This is a genomic window from Methylobacterium sp. UNC378MF (assembly GCF_900103195.1).
Lineage (GTDB): Bacteria > Pseudomonadota > Alphaproteobacteria > Rhizobiales > Beijerinckiaceae > Methylobacterium.
The window spans coordinates 60,546-86,524 of record NZ_FMWU01000023.1 but is presented as its reverse complement, the minus strand read 5'-3'; the positions used below and the strand labels follow the sequence as shown (position 1 = coordinate 86,524).

Genomic DNA, 25,979 nt, shown 5'->3' with positions numbered 1-25,979 from the left:
CGCGGCTTGAGGCGCTCTCCGGTTCCGGCCGTTCGGCGGAACGGGTCGGGCCGCGCGGCCGTTGCTGCAGGAACGACAGGAGAAATCTCGATGACGACTCGGATCGCACTCGTTTCCGCCCTGGCCATCGCGGGCCTGCTCACCGGCGCGCCGGCGGAGGCGAAGGGCTGTCTCAAGGGTGCCGTGGTCGGCGGCGTCGCCGGGCACGTCGCCGGTCATGGAAAGATGGGCGCCGCCGCGGGCTGCGCCATCGGACACCACAACGCCAACAAGAAGCCCAAGCAGGGCTGAACCCATCCGCGGCCGTCTCCTTCGACGGCATCGCGTCATGACCTGACGGTGATCGTGGGATCGCCGCTTGCGCCACCGAAGCCGGATTTCCGCAGGGAATCCGGCTTCGTCGCGTTCGGGCATCACCCGTTGCAGAGGTCGGGGCCGGACGCGGAGTGCCCATCGCTCCCGCTGCGACCGCGTGACGGCGGTTGGCGCATCCACCAGACCCCCTGTACCGGCGCCTCATCGCGTCCGACGCATCCTCCAGCCATCCATTCTCCACCGGCCCGGGCCGGCCGCGGCGCAAGCTCCGCGCAAGCTTGCCGTTGAACCTTCATTGGACCTATTCTAATTAAGAAGTGTGGAGGGGCCGCCGTTGCGACAGCCCCACCACCCCAAGACAGCCGATGGAGAACCCCGATGGCCGGTACCGCGAACGCCGCTTGCGAGAGCTGCCGCTTCTTCGACGATCACAAGCTCAACGGCGCCCAGGCGCAGGGTGATGAGGGCCTCTGCCGCTTCAATCCCCCGGTCAGCCAGCCGGCGCCCGAGTCCAAGGGCCTCTGGCCGGTCGTCGCGTCGAAGGATTGGTGCGGCCACTTCACCGCCGAAATGACGGCCGCCGAGTAATCGACTCCGTTTCGATCGTCCGGGATCCGCGCCCGACGCCGGTCCCGCCGCCGTTTCACGGTCCGCCGCACGCGGGGGCCCGTTGCCGGAACGACGCGGCTTCGCCTAACCTGCGGCCGTGACAGACGTGATACGCCCGGCCAACGAGGCCGATCTCCCCGCCATCGCGGCGATCTACGGCGACGCCGTCGTTTCCGGCACGGCCAGCTTCGAGACGGAGCCGCCGTCCCTGGCCGAGATGACGCGCCGCTACGACGTCCTGCGCGCAGGCGGCTTTCCGTATCTCGTCGCCGACCGTGGCGGCGCGGTCGCGGGCTATGCCTATGCCGGCCCCTATCACCAGCGCGCCGCCTACCGCTCGACTCTCGAGGATTCGATCTACGTCGCCCGTTCGGCCCGCGGCGGCGGGCTCGGGCGGTCCCTGCTGACGGCGCTGATCGCCGCGAGCGAGCAGATTGATTGCCGGTCGCTCGTGGCCATCATCGCCGAGAGCGGCTCTCCCGCCTCGATCGCGCTGCACCGGAGCCTCGGTTTCACGCCGGTCGGCACCCTCGCGGCTGTCGGCTACAAGCACGGGCGCTGGCTCGACGTGACACTGATGCAGCGCGCTCTCGGACCCGGCCGCAGCCTGCCGCCGACGCGGATCTGACCGTCAGTCCCAGTATCGCCGGGTCGATCACCATCCAAAACCCCGGCTGAGTTGTCATGATGCGGACAACTTCGCGCGGGAGAGGGCGGGCATGACGCGCACGCCGTCCGGTTCTCGGTGCGGCGCGGGCGCGATGACGCGGAGGGAGTGATCTTTCCGTGCGCGGAAGCGGTTTACGCGAGGGCGGCCGTTCAAGGCTCCATCACGACTCGCGAGGATGGGAGTTCGGTATGCGGTTTTCATCGATCGGTCGCCGGGTTGCGCCGCTCGCGATCCTGGCGCTCTCGGCACTGACGGGCGTGGCGCAGGCCGCGACGCCGACCGATCCCAGCGGTACCTATCTGACCGAGGACGGCCGCGCCCGCGTGCGCCTCGAGAAGTGCGGGACGGCCGGTGACCGGCTGTGCGGCTACGTGGTGTGGCTGAAGGTCCCGCTGAACGACAAGGGCGAGCCGCGGATCGACTTCAAGAACCCCGATCCCAAGAAGCAGACCCGGCCGTCGCTCGGCCACCAGCTCATTCTGGGCCTGAAGCCGAACGCCGATGCCCATTACGAGGGCAAGATCTACAATTCCGAGGACGGCAAGTCCTACGACGTCACCATCTGGACGGATACGCCCGGTGAACTCACGGTGCGCGGCTGCCTGATCGCGTTCCTGTGCAAGTCGCAGACCTGGAACAAGGTCACCGATGTCGCCCCCGGGCAGCTTCCCGGCCCGACCAACGGTCCGAACGGTCCCCGCAGCGATCCCGAATATGCGGGTGCCGCCCCCAAGCCGACCGCCAAGGCCGGCGCCAAGCCGGCGCAGAAGCCGGCCGCAGCCGACGCCCCCGCCAAGGAGTGAGCGGCGCCGATCCTCAATCGGCCAGGGCCGCGTAGGTCAGAACGCGCAGTTCGCGCCGGATCGGCAGAGCCGAGGACGGCACGAGCTGCGTCATGAGCACCACCGAGAGATCCTCGGCGGGATCGATCCAGAACGCCGTCGAGGCGAGGCCGCCCCAGGCGACCTCGCCGGCGGTCCCGAGGATCTGGGCGCGGGCCGGATCGAGCATCACCGAGAAGCCCAGGCCGAAGCCGATGCCCGTGTAGGAGGTCTCGGCGAAGCGCGGCGTGCCCATCGCCGCGAGATCGCCCGGCAGGTGGTTCGCCAGCATCAAGTCGACCGTCTTGCGGCTCAGAAGGCGCCTGCCGTCGAGGGTGCCCCGGTTGAGGATCATCCGGCAGAAGCGCTGGTAATCGGCGGCCGTGGAGACGAGTCCGCCGCCGCCGGACGCGATGGCGGGCGGCTGCGCGAAAGCCGTGTCCACGGAATCGTCGAACAGGCGCAGCTGCCGCGCGCGATCATACGCATAGGCCGCGCAGAAGCGCGGCATCAGCTCCGGGCGCACCGAGAAGTCGGTATCGACCATGCCGAGGGGCCCGATCACCGCCTCGCGGAGGTGGTCGGCGAACGGGCGGCCGCTCAAGGCGGCCACGTACTGGCCGAGCACGTCGGTGGCGACGCTGTAGTTCCAGGCGCTGCCGGGCTGGGCGAGGAGCGGCAGCTTCGCCACCCGGGCGGTCATGTCGGCGAGCGTGCCCTCGCGCGCCAGGAAGTCGATGCCCTGCTCGCGGTACTGCGCATCGACAAGGGTCGCCTCCATGAAGCCGTAGGTCAGCCCGGCCGTGTGGGTCAGCAGATCCCGAACGGTGATCGCCCGGCGCGCCGGCTCGGTCTCGAGCTTCGCCCGGTTGCCGCCCACCGCCACCCGCATCTCGGCGAACTCGGGCAGGACCCGGGAGACCGGATCGTCGAGCTGGAACAGGCCCTGCTCGTAGAGCTGCATCACCGCCACCGAGGTGAGCGGCTTCGTCATCGAGTAGATCCGCGTCACCGTATCGAGGGTGAAGGGCGTCCCCCGGGCGAGGTCGGCCTGCCCGCAGGCGCGCGCGAACGCGATGCGGCCGCGCCGCGCCACTGTGACCGACAGGCCGGCCAGCCGGCCCTCGGCGACGAGGCGGTCCATCCACGGCGCGATCCGTGCGAGACCCTCCGGGCTGAACCCGGCGCCGGTCGGATCGGTCTCGGTCAGCGCGCTCATGCGGTCTCCTGGTCGCCTGGGTCCCGGAACGTAGAAGGGGCGGGGGAGAAAATCACCAGCCCATCGTCCCGGGCCCGCCCTTGAACGGCCCGACGATGCCGGGCGTGATCCAGCCGCCGTAGAAATTCCCGGGCTGCGGCGTCACCTGGGCCGCGCCGACGAAGCAGGCATCCATCGGGCCGGCGTAGAACGCGACGTAGCCGGCGATCGCGCGGAAATCCGGGGTCGGGTCCGGATAGGCCCAGGCGGCGCCGGGCGCGAGACGATCGCCGCCACGCACGTCGAACAGGAGCGCCTGTCCCTTCCACTCGCAGATCCCGCCGCGCCGCGGGTTCACGAGCGCCCCGTCCGCGATGGCATCCGGCGGCAGGTAGTAGGTCGGCGGGTGCGAGGTCTCGAGCACGCGGTACCCCGCCCCGGTCGTCGCGATCGCGACGCCCCCGAGATGCACCCGCAATCGCTCGGTCACCGGCTCCAGCCGCGGCGGTCGTGGATAATCCCAGACGCTCTCCTCGCCGGGCCCGACCGGATCCGGAACGGGCCAGAACGGTGATCCTCTCATGGACAAACCTCGCGCCGTGGCTGCGCGAATCCAGATAGGGCGGCTCGGCCGGCGTTTGTCGTCCGGCGCGCCCGTGCTAGCCCGTCCCCGACACTCGAGCCCGGGATCGCCCGCGATGGACATCGCCCTTTTCCTCGACTTCGACGGCACGCTCGCCGAGATCGCGCCGCGGCCGGACGCCGTGCAGGTCGAGCCCGGGCTGGTGGAAACCCTGGAGCGGCTCCGGGACCGCCTCGACGGGGCCCTCGCGATCGTGACGGGGCGGCCGGTCACGGTCATCGACGACTTCCTGGCGCCGTCCCGCCTCGACGCCGCCGGTCTGCACGGCGTCGAGTGCCGGGTCGGCGGCGCGATCACGGGCGGCCGTGCGGAGGACCATCCGGATCTGCGCGGGCAGGTGGCGCGCCTCCAGGCCGAGACCGCCGCGCTGGCGCAGGTTCTGATCGAGGACAAGGGCGCCTCGGTGGCGGTGCATTGGCGCCTCGCGAGCCCGGACGATGCCGCCCGGGCGGAGGCGCTGGTGAAGGGCGCGGCGGAGGCGCTCGGCGCCGGTTACCGCCTGCAGCTCGGAAAGGCGGTCGGCGAAATCGTTCCGGCGCAGGCCACCAAGGCCCACGCGATCCGGGCCTTCATGGCGCAGGCGCCCTATGCCGGACGGACACCCGTCTTCTTCGGCGACGACCGGACCGACGAGATCGCCTTCGCGTCGGTCAACGAGGATGGCGGCGTCGCGGTGCGTGTCGGCGGCGGCGAGACCGTCGCCCGTCGCCGCCTCTCCGATCCGGCGGCCGTCCGCGATCTGCTGCGCGACTGGGCCGCTGGGGGCGCGATCGACCCCGACGCGCTGCCGCCGGCCTGAGCGGCCTCTCCGTTCGGCCGGGCGCCATCCGGCCGCGCGCGCAGATCAAGGGAGACTGCGATGTCGGGTCGTTCCGTCGAGGGCTGGCCGCGCATGCTGCTGCGTCTGGAGGGCGCCTGCATCCTGGCTGCGGCCCTATGGGCCTATGGCTGGCTCGGGCAATCGTGGTGGCTCTTCGCGGCGCTGCTGTTCGCCCCCGACCTGAGCTTGCTGGGCTATGCGGCCGGTCCGGTGGCCGGCGCCGTGCTCTACAACCTGATGCATACGCTGGCCCTGCCGCTGATCGGCCTGTCGCTGGCGGCCGGATTCGACCGTCCCGACCTCGCGGGATTGGCGCTGATCTGGCTCGCCCATATCGGCCTTGATCGCGCGCTCGGCTACGGGCTCAAATATGCGAGCGGTTTCGGCGACACGCATCTGGGTGTGATCGGCCGGGCGGGTGACGGGACGATCGCACCGCATTGAGAGGCGGTCGGTACCGAATAGGACTTGCTCGCGCCGGGGCGCGCGGCCGATGTATCGCCGGAGCCGCGGCGGGTGGCTATCCCGACGGCGGCGGGCCAGACAGCAGAGGCGTGTTGCGATGTTCGAGTTTCCGGTTCTGGTCGGCGACATCGGCGGCACGAACGCCCGGTTCGGCCTCATCGAGAAGACTGGCGATCAGCCCCGCCTGCTCGCGCACGAGACCACCGCCGACCATCCCGATCCGTCGAGCGCCATCAAGGCGTCGCTCGCGAAGGGGGGCGGCCCGGCGCCGCGCTCGGCCATCCTGGCGATTGCCGGCCGGGTCGACGGGCCGGAGATCCAGCTGACGAACGCGCATTGGAAGATCGCGGGACAGCGCATCGCCGAGGATTTCGGTCTCTCTTCCGCGGTGGTCGTCAACGATTACGTGCCGGTGGCGGCCGGCGCCGCCGATATCGAGCCGCACGACCTCACGCCGGTCGGACCCTGTCCGCCCGTGCCCGGCGGCGCCCGGGTGGTGCTGGGCCCCGGGACCGGCTTCGGCGCGGCGGCGCTGGTGCCCTACGCGGCGCACCTCGCCATCGTGTCCACCGAGGTGGGCCACACCGATATCGGTCCGGCCGACGCCTTCGAGGAGAAGATCTGGCACGCCCTGGAGCGGGTCGAGGACCGCATCACCGTGGAGACGGTGCTGTCGGGACCGGGCCTGTCGCGGCTGCACGCGGCCGTGGCGCATGTCCGGACCGGGCAGCCGCACGAGAAGATCGAGCCGGCCGCGGTCACCGAGGCGGGGCTCAGGGCCACTGATCCGCACGCGGCCGAGACGCTCGAGCTGTTCGGCCGGGTGCTCGGCCGAGTCTGCGGCGATCTCGCGCTGACCTTCCTGGCGACGAGCGGCGTCTATATCGGCGGCGGCATCGCGCCCCGGATCCTCAAGGTGCTCGAGGAAAGCGGCTTCCGGGCCGCTTTCGAGAAGAAGGCGCCCTTCGCCGCCATGATGCGCAAGATCCCGACCAGCGTGATCACCGTCCACGATCCCGCCTTCCGGGGGCTGGCGGCGCTGGCGAACGAGGGCGCGAAGTTCGTCTACCACGGGCAGGTGTGGCGGAAAGCAGGGTGACGGCCTGAGCCGTCCTCGCGCGCAGCGAAGCAATCCAGGGCCGCGCGGCATCGGCGGGCGGAGCGAGGCTGCATCGCCCGCTCCGCCCGCATGGACGACGGCGTTCAGGCCGCCGCCAGGGGCTTCGACACCTCTTCCAGGGACTTGCCCTCCGCGGCCGTGCCCCAGATCCCGCCGGCGATCGCCGCGATGAGCATCAGCGCCGCGCCGAGGCCGTAGCCGAACAGCACCCAGTCGCGGGAGCCGGTCTCGACCAGGCTGCCGAACAGGAGCGGGCCCGAGACGCCGCCGATGCCGGTGCCGACCGCGTAGAAGGCCGCGATGGCCAGCGCCCGGATCTCCAGCGGGAAGGTCTCCGAGACCGTGAGATAGGCCGAACTCGCCGCCGCCGAGGCGAAGAAGAACACCACCATCCAGGCCCCGGTCTGGCCGACCGGCCCGAGCACGTCGAGGCGGAACAGCAGGCCCACGCCGGCCAGCAGCAGTGCCGAGATGCCGTAGGTGAAGGCGATCATCTTGCGCCGGCCGATCGTGTCGAACAGCCGCCCGAGCAGCAGCGGGCCGAGGAACGAGCCGAGCGCGAAGGGCAGCAGGTACCAGCCGACATGGTTGCCGGGCACGTCGTAGAAGCGCTCCAGCACCAGCGCGTAAGTGAAGAACAGGGCGTTGTAGAAGAAGGCCTGCGCGATCATCAGCGCGAGGCCGACCATCGTCTCCTTGCGGCTCGTCACGAACAGCGCCTTGAACACTTCGGAGAGCGGGGTGTGGTCGCGGGTGCGGACCTTCATGCGCTTGCTCTCGTCCACCGGCGGCAGGGTCACGCCCTCGTCGGTGAAGCGCTTCTCGATGCCGGTGACGACCCGGTCGGCTTCCGCCGCGTAGCCGTGGGTCGCGAGCCAGCGCGGGCTCTCGGGGATCCAGGTGCGCAGCAGCAGGATCACGAGGCCGATCGCGCCGCCGGTGAAGAAGGCGACGCGCCAGCCCCAGGCCGGATCGATCACCTCGGGCTTCAGCAGCACGATCGACATGAACGAGCCGAGGGCCGCGCCGATCCAGAACGAGCCGTTGATGATGAGGTTGGTCCAGCCGCGGACCCGGGCCGGGACCAGCTCCTGGATGGTCGAGTTGATCGCCGTGTACTCGCCGCCGATCCCCGCGCCCGTCAGGAAGCGGCAGACGCAGAAGCTCCAGATGTTCCACGACAGGCCGGTGGCCGCGGTGGCGACGAGGTAGAGGGCGAGCGTGATGAAGAACAGCTTCTTGCGGCCGATCCGGTCCGTGAGCCAGCCGAAGCCGACGGCGCCGGTGACGGCGCCCACGAGGTAGCAGGAGGCCGCCAGCCCCACATCGAGCTCGGAGAAGGACATCGGCGGCTGGCGCAGCGCCCCCACCAGCGAGCCGGCGAGCGTGACCTCGAGCCCGTCGAGCACCCAGGTGATGCCGAGCGCCACGATCACGAGGACATGGAAGCGGCCCCACGGCAGCCGGTCCAGACGCGCGGCGATGTCGGTGTCGATCACGCGGCCGATCTCCGCGCGTTCCGGCGTCCCGGATCCCCCCTCGACCTTGCTCGCCATGCCCGCATGTCCTCCCGATTCAAGCGTTTACCGTGCCTGGACAGCGCACATTTACCGCGACTGTAGGCAGGTGTTGGGAACTGGTTGGAAATCGATTCGGTTCGATTTCGTCTTCACGCGCGCAGCGCAGAACGGGGAGGTCCACGCGGTGCCCTTCCCATGCCCTCCTGTCCCGCCCGTTCCCGCCGGTCCTGGCCCCGGTTCGCTCTGCTGGCCGCCATGACGCTGGTCGGGCTCGCCACCGTCCCGACCGAGGGGGCGGACCGGCATCTGGAGCGTCCCAAGCCCCGCATCGCGCTCCAGGCGGCCGAGCGCTGGCGCCTGCGGCCGACGGAGCCCGCAGTGGTGACGATGACCGGCAGCATCCGCCAGCGGCCCGAGACCGCGATCCCCGAGGAGCGCCGCAACGTCCGTCTGGTCTACCCGGCCTTGATCGAGGCACGCTGACCCGTCTGAGCCCGACCCATCTCGACGATCCGGATCCCATCGGGCACAGCGCCTGCTTCGTCCGTGTGTGGACGAGTTCATCGGGACGGTGCGGAGGACGCGGATGGCGGAGGCAATCGCCCTGGTCGGGTGCAAGGGGCCGGATCAGGAGGCGGAGTATCTGCGGATCCTGTCGGCGGCCATGCCCGAGGAACAGGTGATCCCGTTCCGGGTGATGGACGATGCGGCCCGGGCGGCGGCGCGCGTCGCCGTCGTGGCCAATCCCGACCCGGCCGAGGTCGCGGCGCTGCCGGGGCTCGTCTGGGTGCAGAGCCTCTGGGCCGGGGTCGAGAAGCTCGTCGGCGCCTTCGACCGGCCGCTGCCGATCGTCCGCCTGGTCGACCGTGAGATGGCCCGCACCATGGCCGAGGCCGTGCTGGCCTGGACCTATTATCTCCAGCGCGACATGCCGGCCTATGCCCGCCAGCAGCGGGATCGGGTCTGGCGTCCCCAGGCCTATCGCAAGCCGTCCGACATGATTGTGGGCCTGCTCGGACTCGGCGCCCTCGGGGCCGCGGCGGCCGACCGGCTCACCGGGGCGGGTTTCCGCGTCGTCGGCTGGAGCCGCAGCCCGAAGGTCCTGCCCGGAATCGACGCGGTCTCCGGAGCGGACACGCTGCCGGCGATGCTCGGCCGGTGCGACATCCTCGTCTGCCTCGTGCCGCTGACGCCGGAGACGCGGGGGCTGGTGAATGCCGAAACGCTCGCGGCCCTGAAGCCGGGCGCTGCGCTGATCAATTTCGCACGCGGGCCGATCGTCGTGACCGCGGACCTGATCGCCGCCCTCGATTCCGGACACCTCACGCACGCGGTGCTCGACGTCTTCGAGGTCGAGCCCCTGCCGGGGGATTCCCCGCTGTGGTCCCATCCCGGCGTGACGGTTCTGCCGCACATCTCGGGGCCGACCGACATGGATTCGGCGGCCGCCACGGTGGCGGAGAACCTGCGGGCCTTCCGGCGCACCGGCCAGGTGCCGGACGGGGTCGACGCGGCGCGGGGGTATTAGGGCGCCCGCCGCCGCCGCTTCGCCGCGTCATCCCGGGACCGCGCCGAGCGCGGCGATGTCGGGAGTGAGGCTGCGCGCGACCTGCGGCGCGGCGACCAGGATCCGGCGCGAGGATCCGAGCGTGCGCATGGTCAGCGACGCGTCGCTGGTCGGGGCCCGCCGGACCCGCAGCGCCACGTCGATCCGCTCCTCGATCAGGTCGACGGGACGATCGGTCACCACCAGCTGCAGCCTCACCTTCGGGTAGCGGGCGAGGAGTCCGCGGGTGTGCGCGCCGACGATGTCGGTGAGGCCGGCGACCAAGGATGTCCTCGCCGGCCGGATCCCGGCCGGCCGCGTCGGCCGGCCCGAGGAGATCGCCCAGGCGGTGCTGTTCCTCGCTTCCGACGCGGCGAGCTTCGTCAACGGCGTCGAGCTGTTCGCCGATGGCGGGCAGATTCAGATCTGAGGGCCCGCGCCGGCCGGGACGCGACACCCGTCCCGGCTGCCGGGATGAACCCTGGCCGTATCCGGCCGTTCAAGGCCCGGCCCTCGATCCCCGCATCCCGGAGGCCGAGATCGGCACCGAGCCGACCCGGGCGCGGGCGGGCGCCAAGATGGAGGCGCGCCTGTCGCCGCCCGCGACCTTCGCCACGCTCGACCGGGGCATTGCGCCCGATTCGGCCAACAGCCTGCGCGCCCTGGTGGACCGCGACCTGCGGGCGATGGTGGTCGCCGCCAACGCGGCCCCGGATACGGCGCGCACCGCCCCGCGTTACCGGCAAGGGGCACGCCTTCTGGGCGGATGCCGGCTCGGGTGTCTCGCGCGAGGAGCAGACGGTGCTGATCGCCTACCTGCTCTCGGTCGATCGCCCGACGGAGCCGTCCGAGACGCCCTGACCCCACCACGCGCGTTCAGGATCGATCATGACGCAGAACAGCAATCCGGTCTGGTTCATCACCGGCTGCTCCACGGGCTTCGGCCGGGAACTCGCCAAGCTCGTCATCGGGCGCGGCTGGCGGGCGGTCGTGACGGCCCGCGACCGCGCCAAGGTCGCCGACCTTGCGCAGGGCGCCGATGACCGGGTTCTGGCCCTGTCCCTCGACGTCACCGAGGCCGATCAGATCGCCGAGTCCGTACGCGCCGCGCAGGACAGATTCGGCCGGATCGACGTGCTGGTGAACAATGCCGGCTACGGCTACCAATCCTCCATCGAAGAGGGCGAGGCGGACAAGATCCGCGCCCAGTTCGACGCCAACGTCTTCGGCCTGTTCGCTCTGACCCGGGCGGTGCTGCCGGTCATGCGGGCGCAGCGCGCCGGCCACATCCTCAACGTCACCTCGGTGGCGGGCTTCGTCGGCTTCCCGGCTTCGGGCTACTACGCGGCGACCAAGCACGCCGTCGAAGGGTTCTCGGACTCCCTCGCCGCGGAAGCCGGGCCGCTCGGGATCCGCGTGACCTGCATCGCACCGGGCCCGTTCCGCACCGACTGGGCCGGGCGCTCCCTGATCCAGACGCCGAACGCGATTGCCGACTACGCCGAGACCGCCGGCGCACGCCTGAAGGCCACGGCGGAGAAGAGCGGCACGCAAGCCGGCGATCCGGTCCGGGCCGGCGAGGCGATGATCCGGGTGACCGAGATGGAGAGCCCGCCCCGCCATCTCGTCCTCGGTGCCTGGGGCTACGAGGCGGTCACGACCCGTCTGAAGCAGCGCCTCGCCGAGATCGAGGTGTGGCGCGAGACCAGCCTGGGTGCCGATTACCCGGAGCCGTGAGGCTCGACGCCCCGCCGTCCTTGCTTCGCTCCGCTCGCGAGGACGCGGTTCAGATGACAGCCTCGATCAGGCCGCGCCGCTTCGCCTCCTCGGCCTCGAGGTACCAGTTCGACGGCGCCTTCTCGAGCACCTCGTCGAGGGTCACGTCCGAGCCCTGGATCAGGTTGGCGAAGCCCTCGTTCTGGATCTCGATCGAGCACAGGATCTCGTTGAGCGTCGCATTCACGGAGGCGATGCAGGTGGTGAGCGGGCCTTCGACCTGGAGCTGCTTGTTCATCTTGCGCTCGTGGATCATCAGCCGCGTGCCGCAGGTGAGAAAGCGGTTCGGCCGGGCGAAGAAGCTCATGAAGGTCGTGCCGGCCGAATAGATCGCGGCCTTGCCGAGGAAGACGAACCGCCGGTTCGGGTCCATCGCGCTGTTGAAGCGGATATCCTCGCCCATCATCCGGGCGACCTCCGGATCGCCGCCGAGCGTCGTCAGCTCAATCACCACGATCTCGCGGTCGCCCGCCGCGCCGAGCTGGCGTCGGAAGTCCTTGTACATGTCGTAATCGACCGGGCCCGAGAGCAGCACGGCGGGGGCCCGGAACGCGGTGGGGTCGAGGGGAGTCGTGTCCATGGTTCTCCTGGTCCAATGTCAGGCCAAGGGCCGCCCCCCACGGCGCCTGGCCGGCGATCAGCGCGCCGGGTCGGGGGCACCCTCGCCCTTGCCCACGAAGGGGATGCCCTCGATCGGGCATTCCTCCGTGCCGACGCTCTGACGGGTAATGGCCCGGACGGCGTCGCGGGTTCCGTCGGGATCCTCGATCCAGCGGCGGTAGAAGTCGTAGGGGCATTCCGACATCCCGTGCCGGTTCTCCTTCGAGTTGATCATGCCCGTGTAGCCGCGGTGCAGGAGCTTGAAGAGGTGGTTCTCCGACTGGCCGTGGGCGCGGAAATCCCGGATCAGGAACTTCGACAGGGCGGCGTACTGGATGCCCATCTCCTCCTCGCCGCACTCGCCGAGCGTCCTTCCGTCGAAGCCGATGATCGCCGAGTGGCCGAAATAGGTGTAGACGCCGTCGAAGCCCGCCGCGTTCGACACTGCCACGTAGACATTGTTGGCGAAGGCCATCGCCTTCGAGATGACGACCTGCTGTTCTTTCGCCGGGTACATGTAGCCCTGGCAGCGGATGATCAGCTCGGCGCCCCGCATGGCGCAGTCGCGCCAGATCTCGGGATAATTGCCGTCGTCGCAGATGATCAGGCTGATCTTCAGCCCCTTCGGCCCGTCCGACACGTAGGTGCGGTCGCCCGGATACCAGCCCTCGATCGGCGTCCAGGGCATGATCTTGCGGTACTTCTGGACGATCTCGCCCTGGTCGTTCATCAGAATCAGGGTGTTGTAGGGCGCCTTGTGCGGGTGCTCCTCGTGGCGCTCGCCGGTGAGGGAGAACACGCCCCAGACCTTGGCCTCCCGGCAGGCGGCGGCGAAGACCTCCGTCTCGGCCCCCGGGACCGTCGAAGCGGTCTCGTACATCTCGGCGGCGTCGTACATGATGCCGTGGGTCGAGTATTCGGGGAAGATCACGAGGTCGAGGCCGGGCAGGCCGGTCTTCATCCCGACGATCATCTTGCCGATCGCCTTGGCGTTCTCCAGCACCTCCGCGCGGGTGTGCAGGCGCGGCATCTTGTAGTTCACGACGGCGACGCCGACGCTGTCCTGGCTGGACGAGATGTCTCCGTGCATCATGGCGTGATGTCCTCCGACCTGTGAGTCTTCAGCGCTGACGTGCTCTCCTCCCCCTTGTGGGGAGGAGTTGGAGGTGGGGGTGGCGCAGAAGGCACCGGGACGCTCGATCCTGAACCACCCCCACCCCTGGCCCCTCCCCACAAGGGGGAGGGGAAGAGCGTGCGAAGCCCGGGAAGCCGCCTCAGTGGCTGATCATCCAGGGCCGCGCCTTCGGGAAGCTCTTGGCGGCGGCCGGGGCCGCACCCGTCTTCTTGGGTGAGCAGCAGCCGCAGCCCGCCCCGTGACTGCCCGAGCGCTTGGGAGCGTGGCGGCTGCGCTCGTTGGTGGCGTGAGCGGTCCTGAGGCCCGCATCCATGCCGGCGATGCGCGGCGCGGTGAGGAAGGCGCGCTGGCTCGTGCCCCCGCAATCCGGGCAGGCATGCGGCTCGCGGAACTCCGCCATCGGCCGCATCACCGTGAAGGGCCCGCAGGCCTCGCAGGCGTAGTCGTAGACGGGCATGGGGTGCTCCCAGAAGAGGGGCCGAATTGCGGTGTTGTCAGGTGTTGCGCGGGTCCCCTCTCTCGTGCGGGAGAGGGACAGGGTGAGGGATGCGACCTGTCCGGAAAGACCGGGTCCCTCACCCCAACCCTCTCCCGCACGGGAGAGGGGGCAGGTCGCGTCCGGCGGGATCGAAGTGCCCACCGGACGACCGGAGGGTTAGAGATCCGGCGAGAGCGGCATCTGGATCGAGCCGTCGAGGAACTTGGTCGGTCCGTCGGCGCCGGGGTTGATGTCGAACTCGAAGATCTTGGTCGGGATCCAGAGCGTCGCGCAGGCATTCGGGATGTCGACGACGCCCGAGATGTGGCCCTGGACGGGCGCCGTGCCGAGGATCGAGTAGGCCTGCGCGCCCGAGTAGCCGAACTTCTTCAGGTACTCGATCGCGTTCAGGCAGGCCTGCCGGTAGGCGATATGGACGTCGAGGTAGTGCTGGCCGCCGCTCTCGTCGACCGAGATGCCCTCGAAGATCAGGTGGTCGTCGTATTGCGGCGTGATCGGCGACGGCTTGAAGATCGGGTTCTTGATCCCGTACTTGGCCATGCCGTCCTTGATCAGCTCGACCTTGAGATGCACCCAGCCGGCCATCTCGATGGCGCCGCAGAAGGTGATCTCGCCGTCGCCCTGGCTGAAATGCAGGTCGCCCATGGAGAGGCCGGCGCCGGGCACGTAGACCGGGAAGTAGATCTTCGAGCCGCGCGACAGATCCTTGATGTCGCAATTGCCGCCGTGCTCACGGGGCGGGACCGTGCGGGCGCCCGTGGCGGCGGCCGCATCCTTCGCGTCGCCCTTCAGGCGGCCCATATGGGCGGTCGGCCCGAAGGGGAGGGTGGCGAGCGCCGGCACGCGCTCCGGATCGGTGTCGTAGAGCGCCTTCTCGCGGGTGTTCCAGGTCTCCAGCATCTTCGGATCGGGCAGGCAGCCGATCAGGCCGGGATGGATCAGGCCGGGGAAGCGCACGCCCGGGACGTGGCGGGACTTGGTGAACATCCCCTCGAAGTCCCAGATCGACTTCTGGGCCTGCGGGAAATGCTCGGTCAGGAAGCCGCCGCCGTTCTTCTTGGAGAAGAAGCCGTTGAAGCCCCACTGGCTCTCGGGCTTGGCGCCGATGTCGAGGAGGTCGACCACGAGCAGGTCGCCGGGCTCGGCGCCCTCGACGCCGATCGGACCCGAGAGGAAGTGCACGATCGACAGGTCGATGTCGCGCACGTCGTCGGCGGAATCGTTGTTCTTGATGAAGCCGCCGGTCCAGTCGTAGGTCTCGACGATGAAGTCCGCACCCGGCTTCACATAGGCCACCATCGGGATGTCGGGGTGCCAGCGATTGTGCACCATGTCGTTGTCGTAGGCCGATTGCGTGAGATCGACCTTGATCAGCGTCTCGGGCATCTCGTGTCTCCAGCTCCCTGACTCAACCGGGGCACAGGCCCCGTCCGCGCGCCGCTGCGCGTCTCTCACCCGCTCGCGAGCAGCTCTTTCAGCGCGTCGTCGAGGACCTTGATGTCGTCCGGGCTTGTGCCCGGCCCGCCCGCGAAGTGGCCCCACCACGTGTCGATCACGCGCAGTTCCGCGTTCGGCATGGCGGCCGCCTCGATGGCGTTGTCCTCGGGCGGAAAATACAGGTCGGTCGAGGCGGGCATCAGGATCGCCTTCGCCCGGATGGCGCCGAGCGCGGCCTTGAAGTCGCCCTTGAAGGTGTCGTTCGCGCTGATGTCGCCGTGCTGCCAGGTCCACAGCATGGCAAGCAGGTTGTTGGCGTCGCGTTCGTAGAACAGGCCTTCCCAGAACCCGATCAGGAAGTCCTCCAGCGAGGCGTAGCCCATGTGGGTGATGTCGGCCTCGAGCCGGTAGAAGGTCTGCGACAGGCCCCAGCCCGCGTAGACCCGGCCGAAGGCGCGCAGGCCCCGCGTCGGCGGGCTCGTGTACCAGCCCTCCGCCCAGGCGGCGTCGGCCTGCAGCGCCGCCTTGGCGCCCTCCAGGAAGACGTAATTGTGCCGGGAGCACTTGGCCGAGCCCTGAAACGGCAGGATCCTCGGCACCATGTCGGGGTACATCGACGCCCAGTGGTAGGTCTGGAGCGCGCCCATCGACCAGCCGGTGACGAGGACCAGTTTCTCGATGCCGAAATGCTCGGTGACGAGGCGGTGCTGGGCGCGGACGTTGTCGTAGGCGGTGACGTTGGGGAAGCGCGGCCCGTTCCAGGGCGCCGGCGTGTTGCTCGGCGAGGACGAGAGCCCGTTGCCGAACATGTTCGGGATGATGATGAAGTACTTGTCCGGGTCGAGCGCCTTGCCGGGGCCGATCAGCCACTCGTTCTCGGTGTGCTGGCCCGAGTACCAGGTCGGGTAGACGATGGCGTTGTCCTTGGCGGGGCTCAGCGTTCCGAAGGTCTTGAAGGCGAGCTTGGCCGCGCGCAGCGTCTTGCCGCACTGGAGCACGAAGTCGCCGAGTTCGAAGATCTCGTGATCGGCCATGCTGCGCCCCTAGACCGAGAGGAACCGGGCGACGGCCGCCTCGTCGATGCCGTCGCGCGGGGCCTCGTGGACGATGGCGCCGTTCTCCAGCACGATCACCCGGTCGGCGACGTCGAGGGCGAAGCTCAGGACCTGCTCGGACACCACGATCGAGAGGCCGCGCTGGTCGCGGATCTTCTTCAGCGTCCGGCCCATCTCGCGGATGATCGAGGGCTGGATGCCCTCGGTCGGCTCGTCGAGGAGCAGGACCTTCGGCCGGCTCGCCAGCGCCCGGGCGATGGCGAGCTGCTGCTGCTGCCCGCCCGAGAGGTTGCCGCCGCGTCGTCCCTTCATCTCCAGCAGGACCGGGAACATGTCGTAGAGGTCCTGCGGCACCTTGCGGGCACCCGTGACCGTCAGGCCAGTCTCGATGTTCTCCTGCACCGTCATGGTCGAGAAGATCATCCGGCCCTGCGGCACGTAGGCGAGGCCCCTGGCGACCCGGGCGTGGCTCTTGAGCCCGGCGATGTCCGCGCCCTCGACCTGGATCGAGCCGGCCTTGACGGGAACGAGCCCCATCAGGGTCTTCATCAGCGTGGTCTTGCCCATGCCGTTGCGGCCCATCACGGCGACGATTTCGCCGGGCGCCACCGAGAAGGTCAGCCCGTGCAGGACCTCGCTCTGGCCGTAGGCGGCGTGCAGGTCCTCGACGGCGAGCGCCGGCGTCGCGGACGGGATCGCGGCGAGCGGGGGGGCCTGGACGGTGGCCGCGTGCGCGGTCTGGAGCGAGACCATCGTCAATGTCCCAAATAAACTTCGATGACCTTCGGGTCGTTCTTGACCCGCTCCATCGAACCCTCAGACAGCACCTTGCCCTGGTGCAGGACCGTCACCCGGTGGGCGATGTCCTCGACGAACTTCATGTCGTGCTCGATCACCAGCACCGAGCGGCCCTTGATGATCTGGTTGAGCAGCTCGGCGGTCTTGATCCGCTCGCCGACGCTCATCCCGGCCACCGGCTCGTCGAGCATCAGCAGCTCCGGATCCTGGATCAGCAGCATGCCGATCTCCAGCCACTGCTTCTGGCCGTGGCTCAGGAACTCGGCCCGCTCCTTGAGCTGGTCCTTCAGGAAGATCGTCTCGGCGATGGCGTGGATGCGGTCGCGGACCTCGGCGTCCCGCTTGAATGTCAGCGCGCCGAAGACCGAGCGGCCGCGGGGGAACGAGATCTCCAGGTTCTCGAACACCGTCAGGTCGTCGTAGATCGACGGCGTCTGGAACTTGCGGCCGACGCCGGCCTGCACGATCGCGCTCTCGGAGAGCCGGGTCAGCTCCTGGCCCTTGTACTTGATCGAGCCGGCGCTGGCCCGGGTGCGGCCGCAGATCAGGTCGAGGACCGTGGTCTTGCCGGCGCCGTTCGGACCGATGATCACCCGGATCTCGTCCGGATCGACGTAGAACGACACGTCGTTCACCGCCTTGAACCCGTCGAACGAGACCGTGAGCGCCTCGACGGCGAGGAGGTAGTCGGGCGGGGCCGCCTCGGCGCCGACCACGGGGGAGGAGAGGATCGCGGCGTTCATGGCTTGCTCACTCGGCCGGGGTGCCGTGGGGCGGGACGATCGCAGGCGGCGGGGCGCGCAGCCCCTTCACCCGGCGGGTGAGGCGCGGTTCGATGTGCTCCCGCCAGATCCCCGCGAGGCCGTTCGGGAAGGCCAGCACCACCGCGATGAACAGGGCGCCGAGGCCGAACAGCCAGAGGTCCGGGAAGCTCTCGGAGAAGCTGGTCTTGGCCCAGTTGACGAGCAGCGTGCCCCAGACGGCGCCGAACAGGGACAGGCGCCCGCCGACCGCGGCATAGATCACCATCTCGATCGACGGGACGATGCCCACGAAGGAGGGCGACATGAACCCGACCTGGAGCGTGAACATCGCGCCGCCGATCGCGGCCAAACCGGCGGCGAAGCAGAAGGCGAAGACCTTGAACCCCGCCACCGAGTAGCCGGAGAAGCGGACCCGGTCCTCCTTGTCGCGCATGGCGACGAGGATGCGGCCGAGCTTCGACTTCTTCACGTACTGCGCCGCCAGGATGCAGGCGATCAGCAGGCCGCCGTTGACGAAGTACAGGATCACCTTCGCGTGGTCGGTGCGGATGTCCCAGCCGTGGAGGGTGCGCAGGTCGGTGATGCCGTTGATGCCGCCGGTATAGCCCTGCTGGCCGACGATCAGGATGGTCAGGATCGCGGCGATCGCCTGGGTGATGATCGCGAAGTAGGTGCCGCCGACCCGGCGCTTGAACATCGCGAAGGAGATCAGCATCGCGAACAGGACCGGGATGGCGACCGCCAGGATCAGCGTCAGCGGCAGGCTCTTGAACGGCTGCCAGAACCAGGGGAGGGCGGTGATCTGGTTCCAGTCCATGAAGTCCGGAATGCCGGGCGTCGACTGGATCTTCGTATTCTCGATGCTTGAAGCCTCCAGCTTCAAGTACATCGCCATGCAGTAGCCGCCCAATCCGAAAAAAACGCCCTGTCCGAGGGACAGGATGCCCGCATAGCCCCAGCAGATCACCAGCCCGAGGGCGACGAACGCGTAGGTGAGGTACTTGCCGACGAGGTTGAGGCGGAATCCGTCGAGCATCAGCGGCAGGACGACCAGGATCACCCCGGCGAGGAGAGCCAAGCTCAGCCACTCCACCGGCTTCATGAACGGGTTGTCGTTGACGGTGACGGATTTGGTGAGGGTCTGGACCGGGTTCGTCATCGGGAGAAAATCCTCAGCGCCGGACCTTGAGGGTGAAGAGGCCCTGGGGCCTCAGCATCAGGATGCCGACCACCGCGAGCAGGGTGATCACCTTGGCCATCGAGCCGGAGAGGAAGAATTCCAGGGTCGACTGGGTCTGGGAGATCGAGAAGGCCGACGCGATGGTGCCCAAGAGGCTCGCGGCGCCGCCGAACACGACGATCAGGAACGTGTCGACGATGTAGAGCTGGCCCGAGGTCGGCCCGGTCGAGCCGATCATCGTGAAGGCCGAACCGGCGACCCCGGCGATGCCGCAGCCGAGGCCGAACGTGTAGCGGTCGACCTTCTCGGTATCGATGCCCACCGCACCTGCCATGGCGCGGTTCGACATCACGGCGCGGACCTGCTGGCCGAAGCGCGAGCGGAAGATCAGCAGCGCGACGCAGACCGTGATCAGGATCGTGACGGCCATGACGAACAGGCCGTTGATCGGGATTTCGATCGTGTCGGTGACCTGCACCGAGCCGATCAGCCAGGACGGCAGCTCGACGCCGACCTCGCGGGCACCGAAGATCGACCGGTAGGCCTGCTGGAGGATCAGCGACAGGCCCCAGGTGGCGAGCAGGGTGTCGAGCGGGCGCTTGTAGAGGAACCGGATCAGGCCCCATTCCACCAGCATCCCCAAGGCCCCGGAGGCGAGGAACGCCAGGCCCATCGCGATGAAGAAGTAGATCGGGAAGAGCGCCGGCAGGTAGGTCTGGAAGAAGGTCGAGCAGAGATAGGTGACGTAGGCGCCGAGGATCATGAACTCCCCGTGGGCCATGTTGATCACGCCCATCTGGCCGAAGATGATCGCGAGGCCCAGCGCCATCAGCAGGTAGACGGAGAACAGGATCAGGCCGGCAAAGCCCTGCATGGCGAAGATCGCGCCGAGGTCGCCGAGGGAATAGTCGCCGAGCATGGTTTCGGTCTTCCGCAAAGCGAATGTGGTTCGTGCAGGATCGTCACGGCCCCTGGGACAGGCGGAACCGTCTTTGCGAGCGGAGCGAAGCAATCCAGGGTCGCACTACGTCCCGGAAAGTCCCGCTGCCCTGGGTCGCTTCGCTGCGCTCGCGATGACGCTGGGGAGGGGCGAATTTGCCCCTCCGAACGAGGTGACTACTGATATCCCTTCGGGAACGGATCGGGCTTGATCAGCTCGGGGCTGGTGTAGACGATCTCGAACTGGCCGTCGGTCTTGGCCTTGCCGACCCGGGTCTTCGACCAGAGGTGATGGTTCTCGTCGATCTTCACGTAGCCTTCCGGCGCGCCCTTGAATTCCAGGCCCGGCGAGGCCGCCACCACCTTGTCGACGTCGAACGAGCCGGCCTTCTCGCAGGCCATCTTCCACAGGAACGGGCCGAGATAGGCCGCCTGCGTCACGTCGCCGATGACGGTCTTCTCACCCCACATCTTCTTGAAGGCCGCGACGAAGGCCTTGTTGTTCTCGTTGTCGATCGACTGGAAGTACTTCATGCAGGCATAGGCCCCGGCGATGTTCTCGCCGCCGATGCCGTCGATCTCGTCCTCGGTGACCGAGATCGTCATCAGAACCTGCTTCGACAGGTCGATGCCGGCCGCCTTGAGCTGCTTGTAGAACGCCACGTTCGAGCCGCCGACCACGTCGGCGAAGATCACCTTCGGCTTGGTCAGCTTGATCTTGTTGATGACCGAGTTGAACTGGGTGTGTCCGAGCGGGAAATACTCCTCGCCGACGACCTTGCCCTTGAGCACGTTTTCCACGTGCTTGCGGGCGATCTTGTTGGAGGTGCGCGGCCAGATGTAGTCGGAGCCGATGAAGTAGAAGCTGTCGCCGCCCTTCTCCTTGTGGACCCAGTCGAGGCCGGCGAGGATCTGCTGCGTGGCCTCCTGGCCGGTGTAGAAGACGTTCTTCGACTGCTCCAGGCCCTCGTAGAAGGTCGGGTAGTACAGGAGGCCGTTATACTGCTCGAACACCGGCAGCACCGCCTTGCGGGACGCCGAGGTCCAGCAGCCCATCACGGCGGCGCAATGGTCGTTCACGAGGAGCTTCTTGGCCTTCTCGGCAAAGGTCGGCCAGTCGGAGGCGCCGTCCTCCTGGATGATCTTGATCTTGCGGCCGAGCACGCCGCCGGCGTCGTTGATCTGCTGGATCGCGAGCTTCTCGGCTTCCTGGGCGCCCGTCTCGGAGATCGCCATCGTGCCGGTGATCGAGTGCAGGATGCCGACCGTCACCTCGCTGTCGGTCACCGCGAGGCCCGTCGTGTTCACGGCCGAGGTCGCCGGTGCGGCCCAGGCTGCCCGCGGCATCAGCGCCAGCGCCGGGGCGCCGGCCAATCCCATGAGCAGCCTGCGCCGCAGCGGGGAGCGCAAGCCGCGATCGGCGCCAGTGTCGGTGTCGTCTGCCATGTGCCTGACCCTGTTCGCGTCCGGGCCTTGAGAGGCGGCCCGGATCGACGCGTGCAGGCTAGGTCCTGGGTTGCGCTGCGGCCTATACGCGATTTTGCGTATGGCCGTGCTCTTGCATGCGGTGCACCATCGCGGCGGAATACTTTGAGGTTCTGGTGACCGGCAGCGCGAACATGGTGAGCACCGCCCGGGTGCTTGGTGTTTCGCGCGCGCGTGTGCCCGCGACGCGCGAGCCGGTTGCCCGGATCGGGGCCCGATGAGCGGCCCGCAGCGCATCATCCCCATCCGGCGGGACTACAACCGCTTCGTCGCCGACGAGACGCTGGAGGATTACGCCCTCCGCTTCACGGCCAAGAAGGCGCGCCGCTGGTCCAGCCTCGAGGTGGCGCAAACCGCCCTCGGGTCGATCTCGTTCCTCGCCCTGGAGGCGATCGGCGGGACCCTGACGCTGACGGCGGGCTTCCCCAACACCGTGGCGGCCGTCCTGGTCGTCGGCCTGATCATCTTCGCCACCGCGGCCCCGATCACGGTCTATGCCGCCCGGTACGGGGTCGACATGGACCTCCTGACCCGCGGCGCCGGCTTCGGCTATCTCGGCTCGACCGTCACGTCCCTCATCTACGCGAGCTTCACGTTCCTGTTCTTCGCCATCGAGGCGGCGATCATGGCGCTGGCGCTGCAACTCTGCTTCGGGCTGCCGCTCGGCATCGGTTACCTGCTCTGCGCCGGTGCGGTGATTCCCCTGGTGGTCTACGGGATTCGGCTGATCAGCCGGTTCCAGATCTGGACGCAGCCGCTCTGGATCGCCTTGAGCCTGCTGCCGCTGTTGTTCGTGGCGGCGCAGGGTGCGGGGCCGCTGCGCGCGCTGGCGCGCTTTCCGGGTCTCGACGGCGGCGGTGCCGGCTTCGACCTCGCCCGGTTCGGGCTGGCCACCGGCGTCCTGCTGGCGCTGCTGGCCCAGGTCGGCGAGCAGGTCGACTTCCTGCGGTTCGTGCCGGAGCCGTCAGGGCCGCGGGATCGCCGCTGGTGGCTGGCGGTCCTGTCGGGGGGCGCCGGCTGGATCCTGCCCGGGATGCTGAAGATCCTGCTCGGCGCCGCCCTCGCGGTCCTGGCGCTGGGCCACGGCGTCCCGCCCGATCACGCCGCCGAGCCGACCCGCATGTATGCGGTCGCCTTCGGCTATCTGACGGGGGAGGGGAGCCGGGCGGCTTTGCTGCTCACAGGGCTGTTCGTCCTCGTGTCGCAGCTGAAGATCAACCTCACCAACGCCTATGCCGGCTCGATCGCGTGGTCGAACTTCTTCTCGCGGCTGACCCACAGCCATCCGGGGCGGGTGGTCTGGCTGGTGTTCAACGTCGCCATCGCGGTGCTCCTGATGGAGCTCGGGATCGACAAGACCATCGAGAGCACCCTGCCGCTCTACGCCGCGGTGGTCTCGGCCTGGGTCGGGGCCCTCGCCGCAGACCTCGCGGTCAACAAGCCGCTCGGCCTCTCGCCGCCGGGCATCGAGTTCAAGCGCGCCCATCTCTACGCCGTGAACCCGGTCGGGACCGGCGCGATGGCGCTGGCCCTCGCGGCCGGGGGCGCGGCCTATCTCGGCTGGCTCGGACCGATCGTGCAGCCCTTCGCGCCGCTGCTCACCCTCGCCATCGCGTTCTGCGCGGCCCCGGCAATCGCCTGGGCCACGGCCGGGCGCTGGTACCTCGCCCGGGTTCCGAAGCAGGATTGGGGCGCGGCCGAGGTGGTCTGCCGGGTCTGCGAGTTGCCTTTCGAGGGCGAGGACATGGCCCATTGTCCGGCCTATGACGCCCCGATCTGCTCGCTCTGCTGCTCGCTGGACGCCCGGTGCGGCGATCTGTGCAAGCCCCACGGCCGGCTTGAGGTGCAGGCGCAGGCCGCCGTCGCCCGGCTCCTGCCGGGCCGTACCGCCGCCTGGATCGGTGCGCCGCTCGGCCGCTACCTCGCGGTGATGCTGACGCTCTGCGCGGTGATCGGCCTGATTCTCGGGATCGTGCATGCCGGCGCGACGATCGGGCATCCGGAGCACCGCGACTTTTTACGCACCGCGCTGACCAGCGTGTTCTTCACGCTGGTGGTGATCCTCGGCGTGGTGGCGTGGCTGTTCGTCCTCGCCCAGGAGAGCCGCCGCGTGGCCCAGGCCGAGACGATGCGCCAGACGGCGCTCTACGAGGCCGAGATCGCGGCCCATAAGATCACGGACGCCAAGCTGCAGGAGGCCAAGGAGCGGGCCGAGGCCGCCAACCAGGCCAAGAGCCGCTACGTGGTGGGCATCAGCCACGAATTGCGCACGCCGCTCTCCACCGTTTTGGGCTATGCGCAGCTCCTCGAAGCCGATCCCGCGATCCCCGCGCACCGCCTCAACGCGATCCGGGTGATCCGGCGCAGCGCCCAGCACCTGTCCGGCCTGATCGACGGGCTCCTCGACATCTCGCGCATGGAGGCGGGGCGCCTCCAGATCCACCGCGACGAGGTGCGGCTGACCGACTTCCTCGACCAGCTGGTGGACATGGTGCGGCTCCAGGCCCGGGAGGCCGGACTGGAATTCCGGTTCTCACGCCCCGAGATCCTGCCCGCGGTGGTCGCCACCGACGAGAAGCGCCTGCGCCAGGTGCTGCTCAACCTGCTGTCGAACGCCATCAAGTTCACGGAAGCCGGCACCGTCTCGCTGGACCTGAGCTACCGGAGCCAGATCGCGGTCTTCACGATCCGCGACACCGGTCCCGGCATCCCGGAGGCGGATCTCGCGCGGATCTTCGAGCCCTTCGAGCGCGGCTCGACCCCGGCCGCCCGCAGCACGCCGGGGACGGGGCTGGGGCTCACCATCGCCAACCTGCTGGCGCAGCTCCTCGGCGGCGAGATCACCGTCGCGGCCGCTCCCGGCGGGGGGACGCAGGCGCGGCTGCGGCTGATGCTGGCCTCCGTGGCGCAGCCCGCGCCGATCGTCCTGCCCGCGCCGCCGGCGGCGCCGGACCGCGCCTATGCGGGCGCGCGCCGCGCCGTTCTGGTGGCCGACGACGACAGCGCCCACCGGGCCCTGATGCGGGCGATCCTCGAGCCGCAGGGCATCTCCGTCCTGGAGGCCGGCTCGGGGCCTGAGTGCCTCGCGATGGTCGCGCAGGGTGGCGTCGACCTGATCCTGCTCGACATCGCGATGCCAGGGATGAGCGGCTGGGCGGCGGCCGCGGCGCTGCGGCAGGCCGGACATACCGGTCCGATCGCCATGATGTCGGCCAATGTCCACGAGATCAGCCCGATCCGCGGCGACGACGCCCCCCACGACGCGATCTTCGCCAAGCCCTTCGATCTGCGCGACGTGATGGAGCGGATCGGCAAGCTGCTGCACCTCGAATGGACCGAGAGCCCGCCGCCGGCTCGGGCCGAGCCGGTCCGGGCGACCGCCGACCCGCCGGGGCCCGGGCCCGAGCACATCGGCGAACTCCTGCGCCTCGGCCGGATCGGGCATATCCGGGCCATCGAGGCCAAGCTGACCCAGATGGAGGAGGACGCGTCCGTGCCGCCCGCTTTCGTCGCCCGGATGCGGGGGCTCGTCGAAGGATACGATCTGCGCCGCTATCTCGCGGTCCTGCAGGGGCTCGCCCGCCATGGCTGAGGCGCCGATTGTCCAGCCGCACCGGGACATCGTCCTGGTGGTCGACGATTCACCCGACACGCTGAGCTTCCTCACCGAGGCGATCGAGCGCTCCGGCGCCACCGTGCTGGTCGCGGTCGGCGGCGACCTCGCCCTCGCCCTGGTGGACGAGATCACCCCCGACGTGATCCTGCTCGACGCGGTGATGCCCGGCCTCGACGGATTCGAGACCTGCCGGCGGCTCAAGGCCAAGCCGCAGCTCGCCGGCGTGCCGGTGATCTTCATGACCGGGCTCAGCGAGACCGAACACATCGTGAAGGGCCTGTCGGCCGGCGGCATCGACTACGTCACCAAGCCCATCGCCCCCGACGAGATCCTGGCCCGGATTCGCGTCCACCTGGCCAGCGCCCGCGCCGCGCAGAGCGCCCGGGCGGCCCTCGACACGGCCGGGCGCACCCTGTTCGCCGTCGCGGAGGACGGCTCCGTGCTGTGGTCGACGCCCCAGGCCGGGCGGCTGCTGGCCGGGCTCGGCGATGATGCGTCCGGCGCGCGCGAACTGCCCGCCCGGGCCCGCGACTGGCTCCGTGGCTGCCTGTCCGGCGCCGCACAGCCGCTGACCCTGACCGACCGCGACGGCGCCGCCTTTGCCCTGAGCTTCATCGGCCGCACCCCGGACGAGATCCTCCTGCGCCTGTCGCGCGACGCGCTTGCGGCGGGCGTCGAGCGGCTGCGGGCGCGCCTGCCGGTCACCGGACGCGAGGCGGAGGTGCTCCTCTGGCTGTCCCGGGGCAAGTCGAGCCGCGACATCGGCGAGATCCTGGGGCTCAGCCACCGGACCGTGACCAAGCACCTCGAGGGCATCTACGCCAAGCTCGGCGTGGAGAACCGCACCGCCGCCTCGATCATCGCGGCGCGGCATCTGCAGGACTGAGCCGGGCCGAAGATCCCCATCTTGTCCACAGGCGCCGCGGCCGGGCGAAACGCCTTGGTAAGCGCCGGCGCCCCACGGTCCC

The 25,979-nt window shown here is 69.4% G+C and carries 25 protein-coding genes and 2 pseudogenes; 13 read left to right on the top strand and 14 right to left on the bottom strand.

What is annotated here, in order from left to right; all coding sequences use genetic code 11:
* Positions 1-90 precede the first annotated feature (90 nt).
* The 4 genes from BLT59_RS22625 to BLT59_RS22610 all read left to right on the top strand — a co-directional run bounded on the left by BLT59_RS22625 (position 91) and on the right by BLT59_RS22610 (position 2,397).
* Positions 91-291 carry a hypothetical protein gene (locus BLT59_RS22625; protein ID WP_091785821.1) on the top strand — a complete coding sequence of 67 codons (201 nt, stop codon included), beginning with the start codon at positions 91-93 and terminating at the stop codon, positions 289-291.
* A gap of 402 nt (positions 292-693) precedes the next feature.
* Positions 694-903 (top strand): hypothetical protein, encoded by a 210-nt coding sequence (locus tag BLT59_RS22620; protein WP_091785817.1) that lies wholly within the window; start codon positions 694-696, stop codon positions 901-903.
* A 118-nt stretch (positions 904-1,021) separates the two neighbouring features.
* On the top strand, positions 1,022-1,552 hold the full coding sequence (locus BLT59_RS22615) for a GNAT family N-acetyltransferase (protein WP_091785814.1): 531 nt from the start codon (positions 1,022-1,024) through the stop codon (positions 1,550-1,552).
* Positions 1,553-1,782: 230 nt separating this feature from the next.
* The gene (locus BLT59_RS22610; RefSeq protein ID WP_091785811.1) at positions 1,783-2,397 is read left to right on the top strand and encodes a DUF2147 domain-containing protein; all 615 of its coding nucleotides are present in this window, start codon (positions 1,783-1,785) and stop codon (positions 2,395-2,397) included.
* Between the two features lie 13 nt (positions 2,398-2,410).
* Here the strand turns inward: BLT59_RS22610 and BLT59_RS22605 are convergent, their stop codons facing one another.
* Positions 2,411-3,634, bottom strand: coding sequence for a serine hydrolase domain-containing protein (locus tag BLT59_RS22605; RefSeq protein WP_091785808.1), 1,224 nt, complete (start codon positions 3,632-3,634; stop codon positions 2,411-2,413).
* A 52-nt stretch (positions 3,635-3,686) separates the two neighbouring features.
* Entirely contained in the window at positions 3,687-4,196 is a 510-nt protein-coding gene (locus BLT59_RS22600; RefSeq protein ID WP_091785805.1) for a DUF427 domain-containing protein, read from the bottom strand.
* Between the two features lie 115 nt (positions 4,197-4,311).
* On the opposite strand from BLT59_RS22600, the gene otsB reads away from it, so the two are divergent.
* From otsB to BLT59_RS22585, 3 genes are all read left to right on the top strand, one after another.
* Entirely contained in the window at positions 4,312-5,055 is a 744-nt protein-coding gene (gene otsB, locus BLT59_RS22595) for a trehalose-phosphatase (RefSeq protein WP_091785800.1), read from the top strand.
* Between the two features lie 60 nt (positions 5,056-5,115).
* The gene (locus tag BLT59_RS22590) at positions 5,116-5,520 is read left to right on the top strand and encodes a DUF4260 domain-containing protein (RefSeq protein ID WP_091785797.1); all 405 of its coding nucleotides are present in this window, start codon (positions 5,116-5,118) and stop codon (positions 5,518-5,520) included.
* Between the two features lie 118 nt (positions 5,521-5,638).
* The gene (locus BLT59_RS22585; RefSeq protein ID WP_091785794.1) at positions 5,639-6,640 is read left to right on the top strand and encodes a glucokinase; all 1,002 of its coding nucleotides are present in this window, start codon (positions 5,639-5,641) and stop codon (positions 6,638-6,640) included.
* Positions 6,641-6,744: 104 nt separating this feature from the next.
* Here the strand turns inward: BLT59_RS22585 and BLT59_RS22580 are convergent, their stop codons facing one another.
* Entirely contained in the window at positions 6,745-8,217 is a 1,473-nt protein-coding gene (locus BLT59_RS22580; RefSeq protein ID WP_091785792.1) for an MFS transporter, read from the bottom strand.
* A gap of 159 nt (positions 8,218-8,376) precedes the next feature.
* On the opposite strand from BLT59_RS22580, the gene BLT59_RS22575 reads away from it, so the two are divergent.
* Both BLT59_RS22575 and BLT59_RS22570 read left to right on the top strand, forming a co-directional pair.
* Complete coding sequence (locus BLT59_RS22575; RefSeq protein ID WP_244514111.1) at positions 8,377-8,664, top strand: hypothetical protein; 288 nt, start codon at positions 8,377-8,379, stop codon at positions 8,662-8,664.
* 103 nt (positions 8,665-8,767) lie between these two features.
* A complete protein-coding gene (locus BLT59_RS22570; protein WP_091785864.1) occupies positions 8,768-9,709 on the top strand; it encodes a 2-hydroxyacid dehydrogenase in 942 nt (313 codons plus the stop codon).
* Positions 9,710-9,754: 45 nt separating this feature from the next.
* On the opposite strand, the pseudogene BLT59_RS22565 reads toward BLT59_RS22570, so the two are convergent.
* Positions 9,755-9,973, bottom strand: a pseudogene (locus tag BLT59_RS22565) (LysR substrate-binding domain-containing protein); the annotation flags it as partial.
* Between the two features lie 31 nt (positions 9,974-10,004).
* Here BLT59_RS22565 and BLT59_RS22560 point away from each other — a divergent pair.
* Positions 10,005-10,157 (top strand): annotated as a pseudogene (locus BLT59_RS22560) (SDR family oxidoreductase); the annotation flags it as partial.
* Between the two features lie 458 nt (positions 10,158-10,615).
* Complete coding sequence (locus BLT59_RS22550) at positions 10,616-11,464, top strand: oxidoreductase (RefSeq protein ID WP_091785789.1); 849 nt, start codon at positions 10,616-10,618, stop codon at positions 11,462-11,464.
* 49 nt (positions 11,465-11,513) lie between these two features.
* Here the strand turns inward: BLT59_RS22550 and BLT59_RS22545 are convergent, their stop codons facing one another.
* The 10 genes from BLT59_RS22545 to urtA form a co-directional block, all read right to left on the bottom strand.
* Positions 11,514-12,083: a ClpP family protease gene (locus BLT59_RS22545; RefSeq protein WP_091785785.1), complete on the bottom strand. Its 570-nt coding sequence runs from the start codon at positions 12,081-12,083 to the stop codon at positions 11,514-11,516.
* A 57-nt stretch (positions 12,084-12,140) separates the two neighbouring features.
* Entirely contained in the window at positions 12,141-13,196 is a 1,056-nt protein-coding gene (locus tag BLT59_RS22540) for an aliphatic amidase (RefSeq protein WP_091785781.1), read from the bottom strand.
* A gap of 181 nt (positions 13,197-13,377) precedes the next feature.
* Entirely contained in the window at positions 13,378-13,695 is a 318-nt protein-coding gene (locus tag BLT59_RS22535; protein WP_091785778.1) for an FmdB family zinc ribbon protein, read from the bottom strand.
* 198 nt (positions 13,696-13,893) lie between these two features.
* Positions 13,894-15,123: a formamidase gene (gene fmdA, locus BLT59_RS22530; protein ID WP_091785775.1), complete on the bottom strand. Its 1,230-nt coding sequence runs from the start codon at positions 15,121-15,123 to the stop codon at positions 13,894-13,896.
* A gap of 65 nt (positions 15,124-15,188) precedes the next feature.
* On the bottom strand, positions 15,189-16,208 hold the full coding sequence (locus BLT59_RS22525; RefSeq protein WP_091785773.1) for an alpha/beta fold hydrolase: 1,020 nt from the start codon (positions 16,206-16,208) through the stop codon (positions 15,189-15,191).
* Positions 16,209-16,217: 9 nt separating this feature from the next.
* Positions 16,218-16,982 carry an urea ABC transporter ATP-binding subunit UrtE gene (urtE, locus tag BLT59_RS22520; protein WP_244514110.1) on the bottom strand — a complete coding sequence of 255 codons (765 nt, stop codon included), beginning with the start codon at positions 16,980-16,982 and terminating at the stop codon, positions 16,218-16,220.
* A 2-nt stretch (positions 16,983-16,984) separates the two neighbouring features.
* A complete protein-coding gene (urtD, locus tag BLT59_RS22515; RefSeq protein WP_091785770.1) occupies positions 16,985-17,770 on the bottom strand; it encodes an urea ABC transporter ATP-binding protein UrtD in 786 nt (261 codons plus the stop codon).
* A gap of 7 nt (positions 17,771-17,777) precedes the next feature.
* Positions 17,778-18,950, bottom strand: a complete 1,173-nt coding sequence (gene urtC / locus BLT59_RS22510) for an urea ABC transporter permease subunit UrtC (RefSeq protein WP_091785767.1) — start codon at positions 18,948-18,950, stop codon at positions 17,778-17,780.
* Between the two features lie 13 nt (positions 18,951-18,963).
* On the bottom strand, positions 18,964-19,890 hold the full coding sequence (gene urtB / locus BLT59_RS22505) for an urea ABC transporter permease subunit UrtB (protein WP_091785858.1): 927 nt from the start codon (positions 19,888-19,890) through the stop codon (positions 18,964-18,966).
* Between the two features lie 197 nt (positions 19,891-20,087).
* The gene (gene urtA / locus BLT59_RS22500) at positions 20,088-21,356 is read right to left on the bottom strand and encodes an urea ABC transporter substrate-binding protein (protein ID WP_091785764.1); all 1,269 of its coding nucleotides are present in this window, start codon (positions 21,354-21,356) and stop codon (positions 20,088-20,090) included.
* A gap of 256 nt (positions 21,357-21,612) precedes the next feature.
* On the opposite strand from urtA, the gene BLT59_RS22495 reads away from it, so the two are divergent.
* Positions 21,613-24,987 carry a hybrid sensor histidine kinase/response regulator gene (locus BLT59_RS22495; protein WP_091785761.1) on the top strand — a complete coding sequence of 1,125 codons (3,375 nt, stop codon included), beginning with the start codon at positions 21,613-21,615 and terminating at the stop codon, positions 24,985-24,987.
* Positions 24,980-25,897 (top strand): response regulator transcription factor, encoded by a 918-nt coding sequence (locus BLT59_RS22490; RefSeq protein ID WP_175544097.1) that lies wholly within the window; start codon positions 24,980-24,982, stop codon positions 25,895-25,897. The genes BLT59_RS22495 and BLT59_RS22490 overlap by 8 nt, the downstream gene beginning before the upstream one ends.
* The last annotated feature ends 82 nt before the right edge of the window (positions 25,898-25,979 follow it).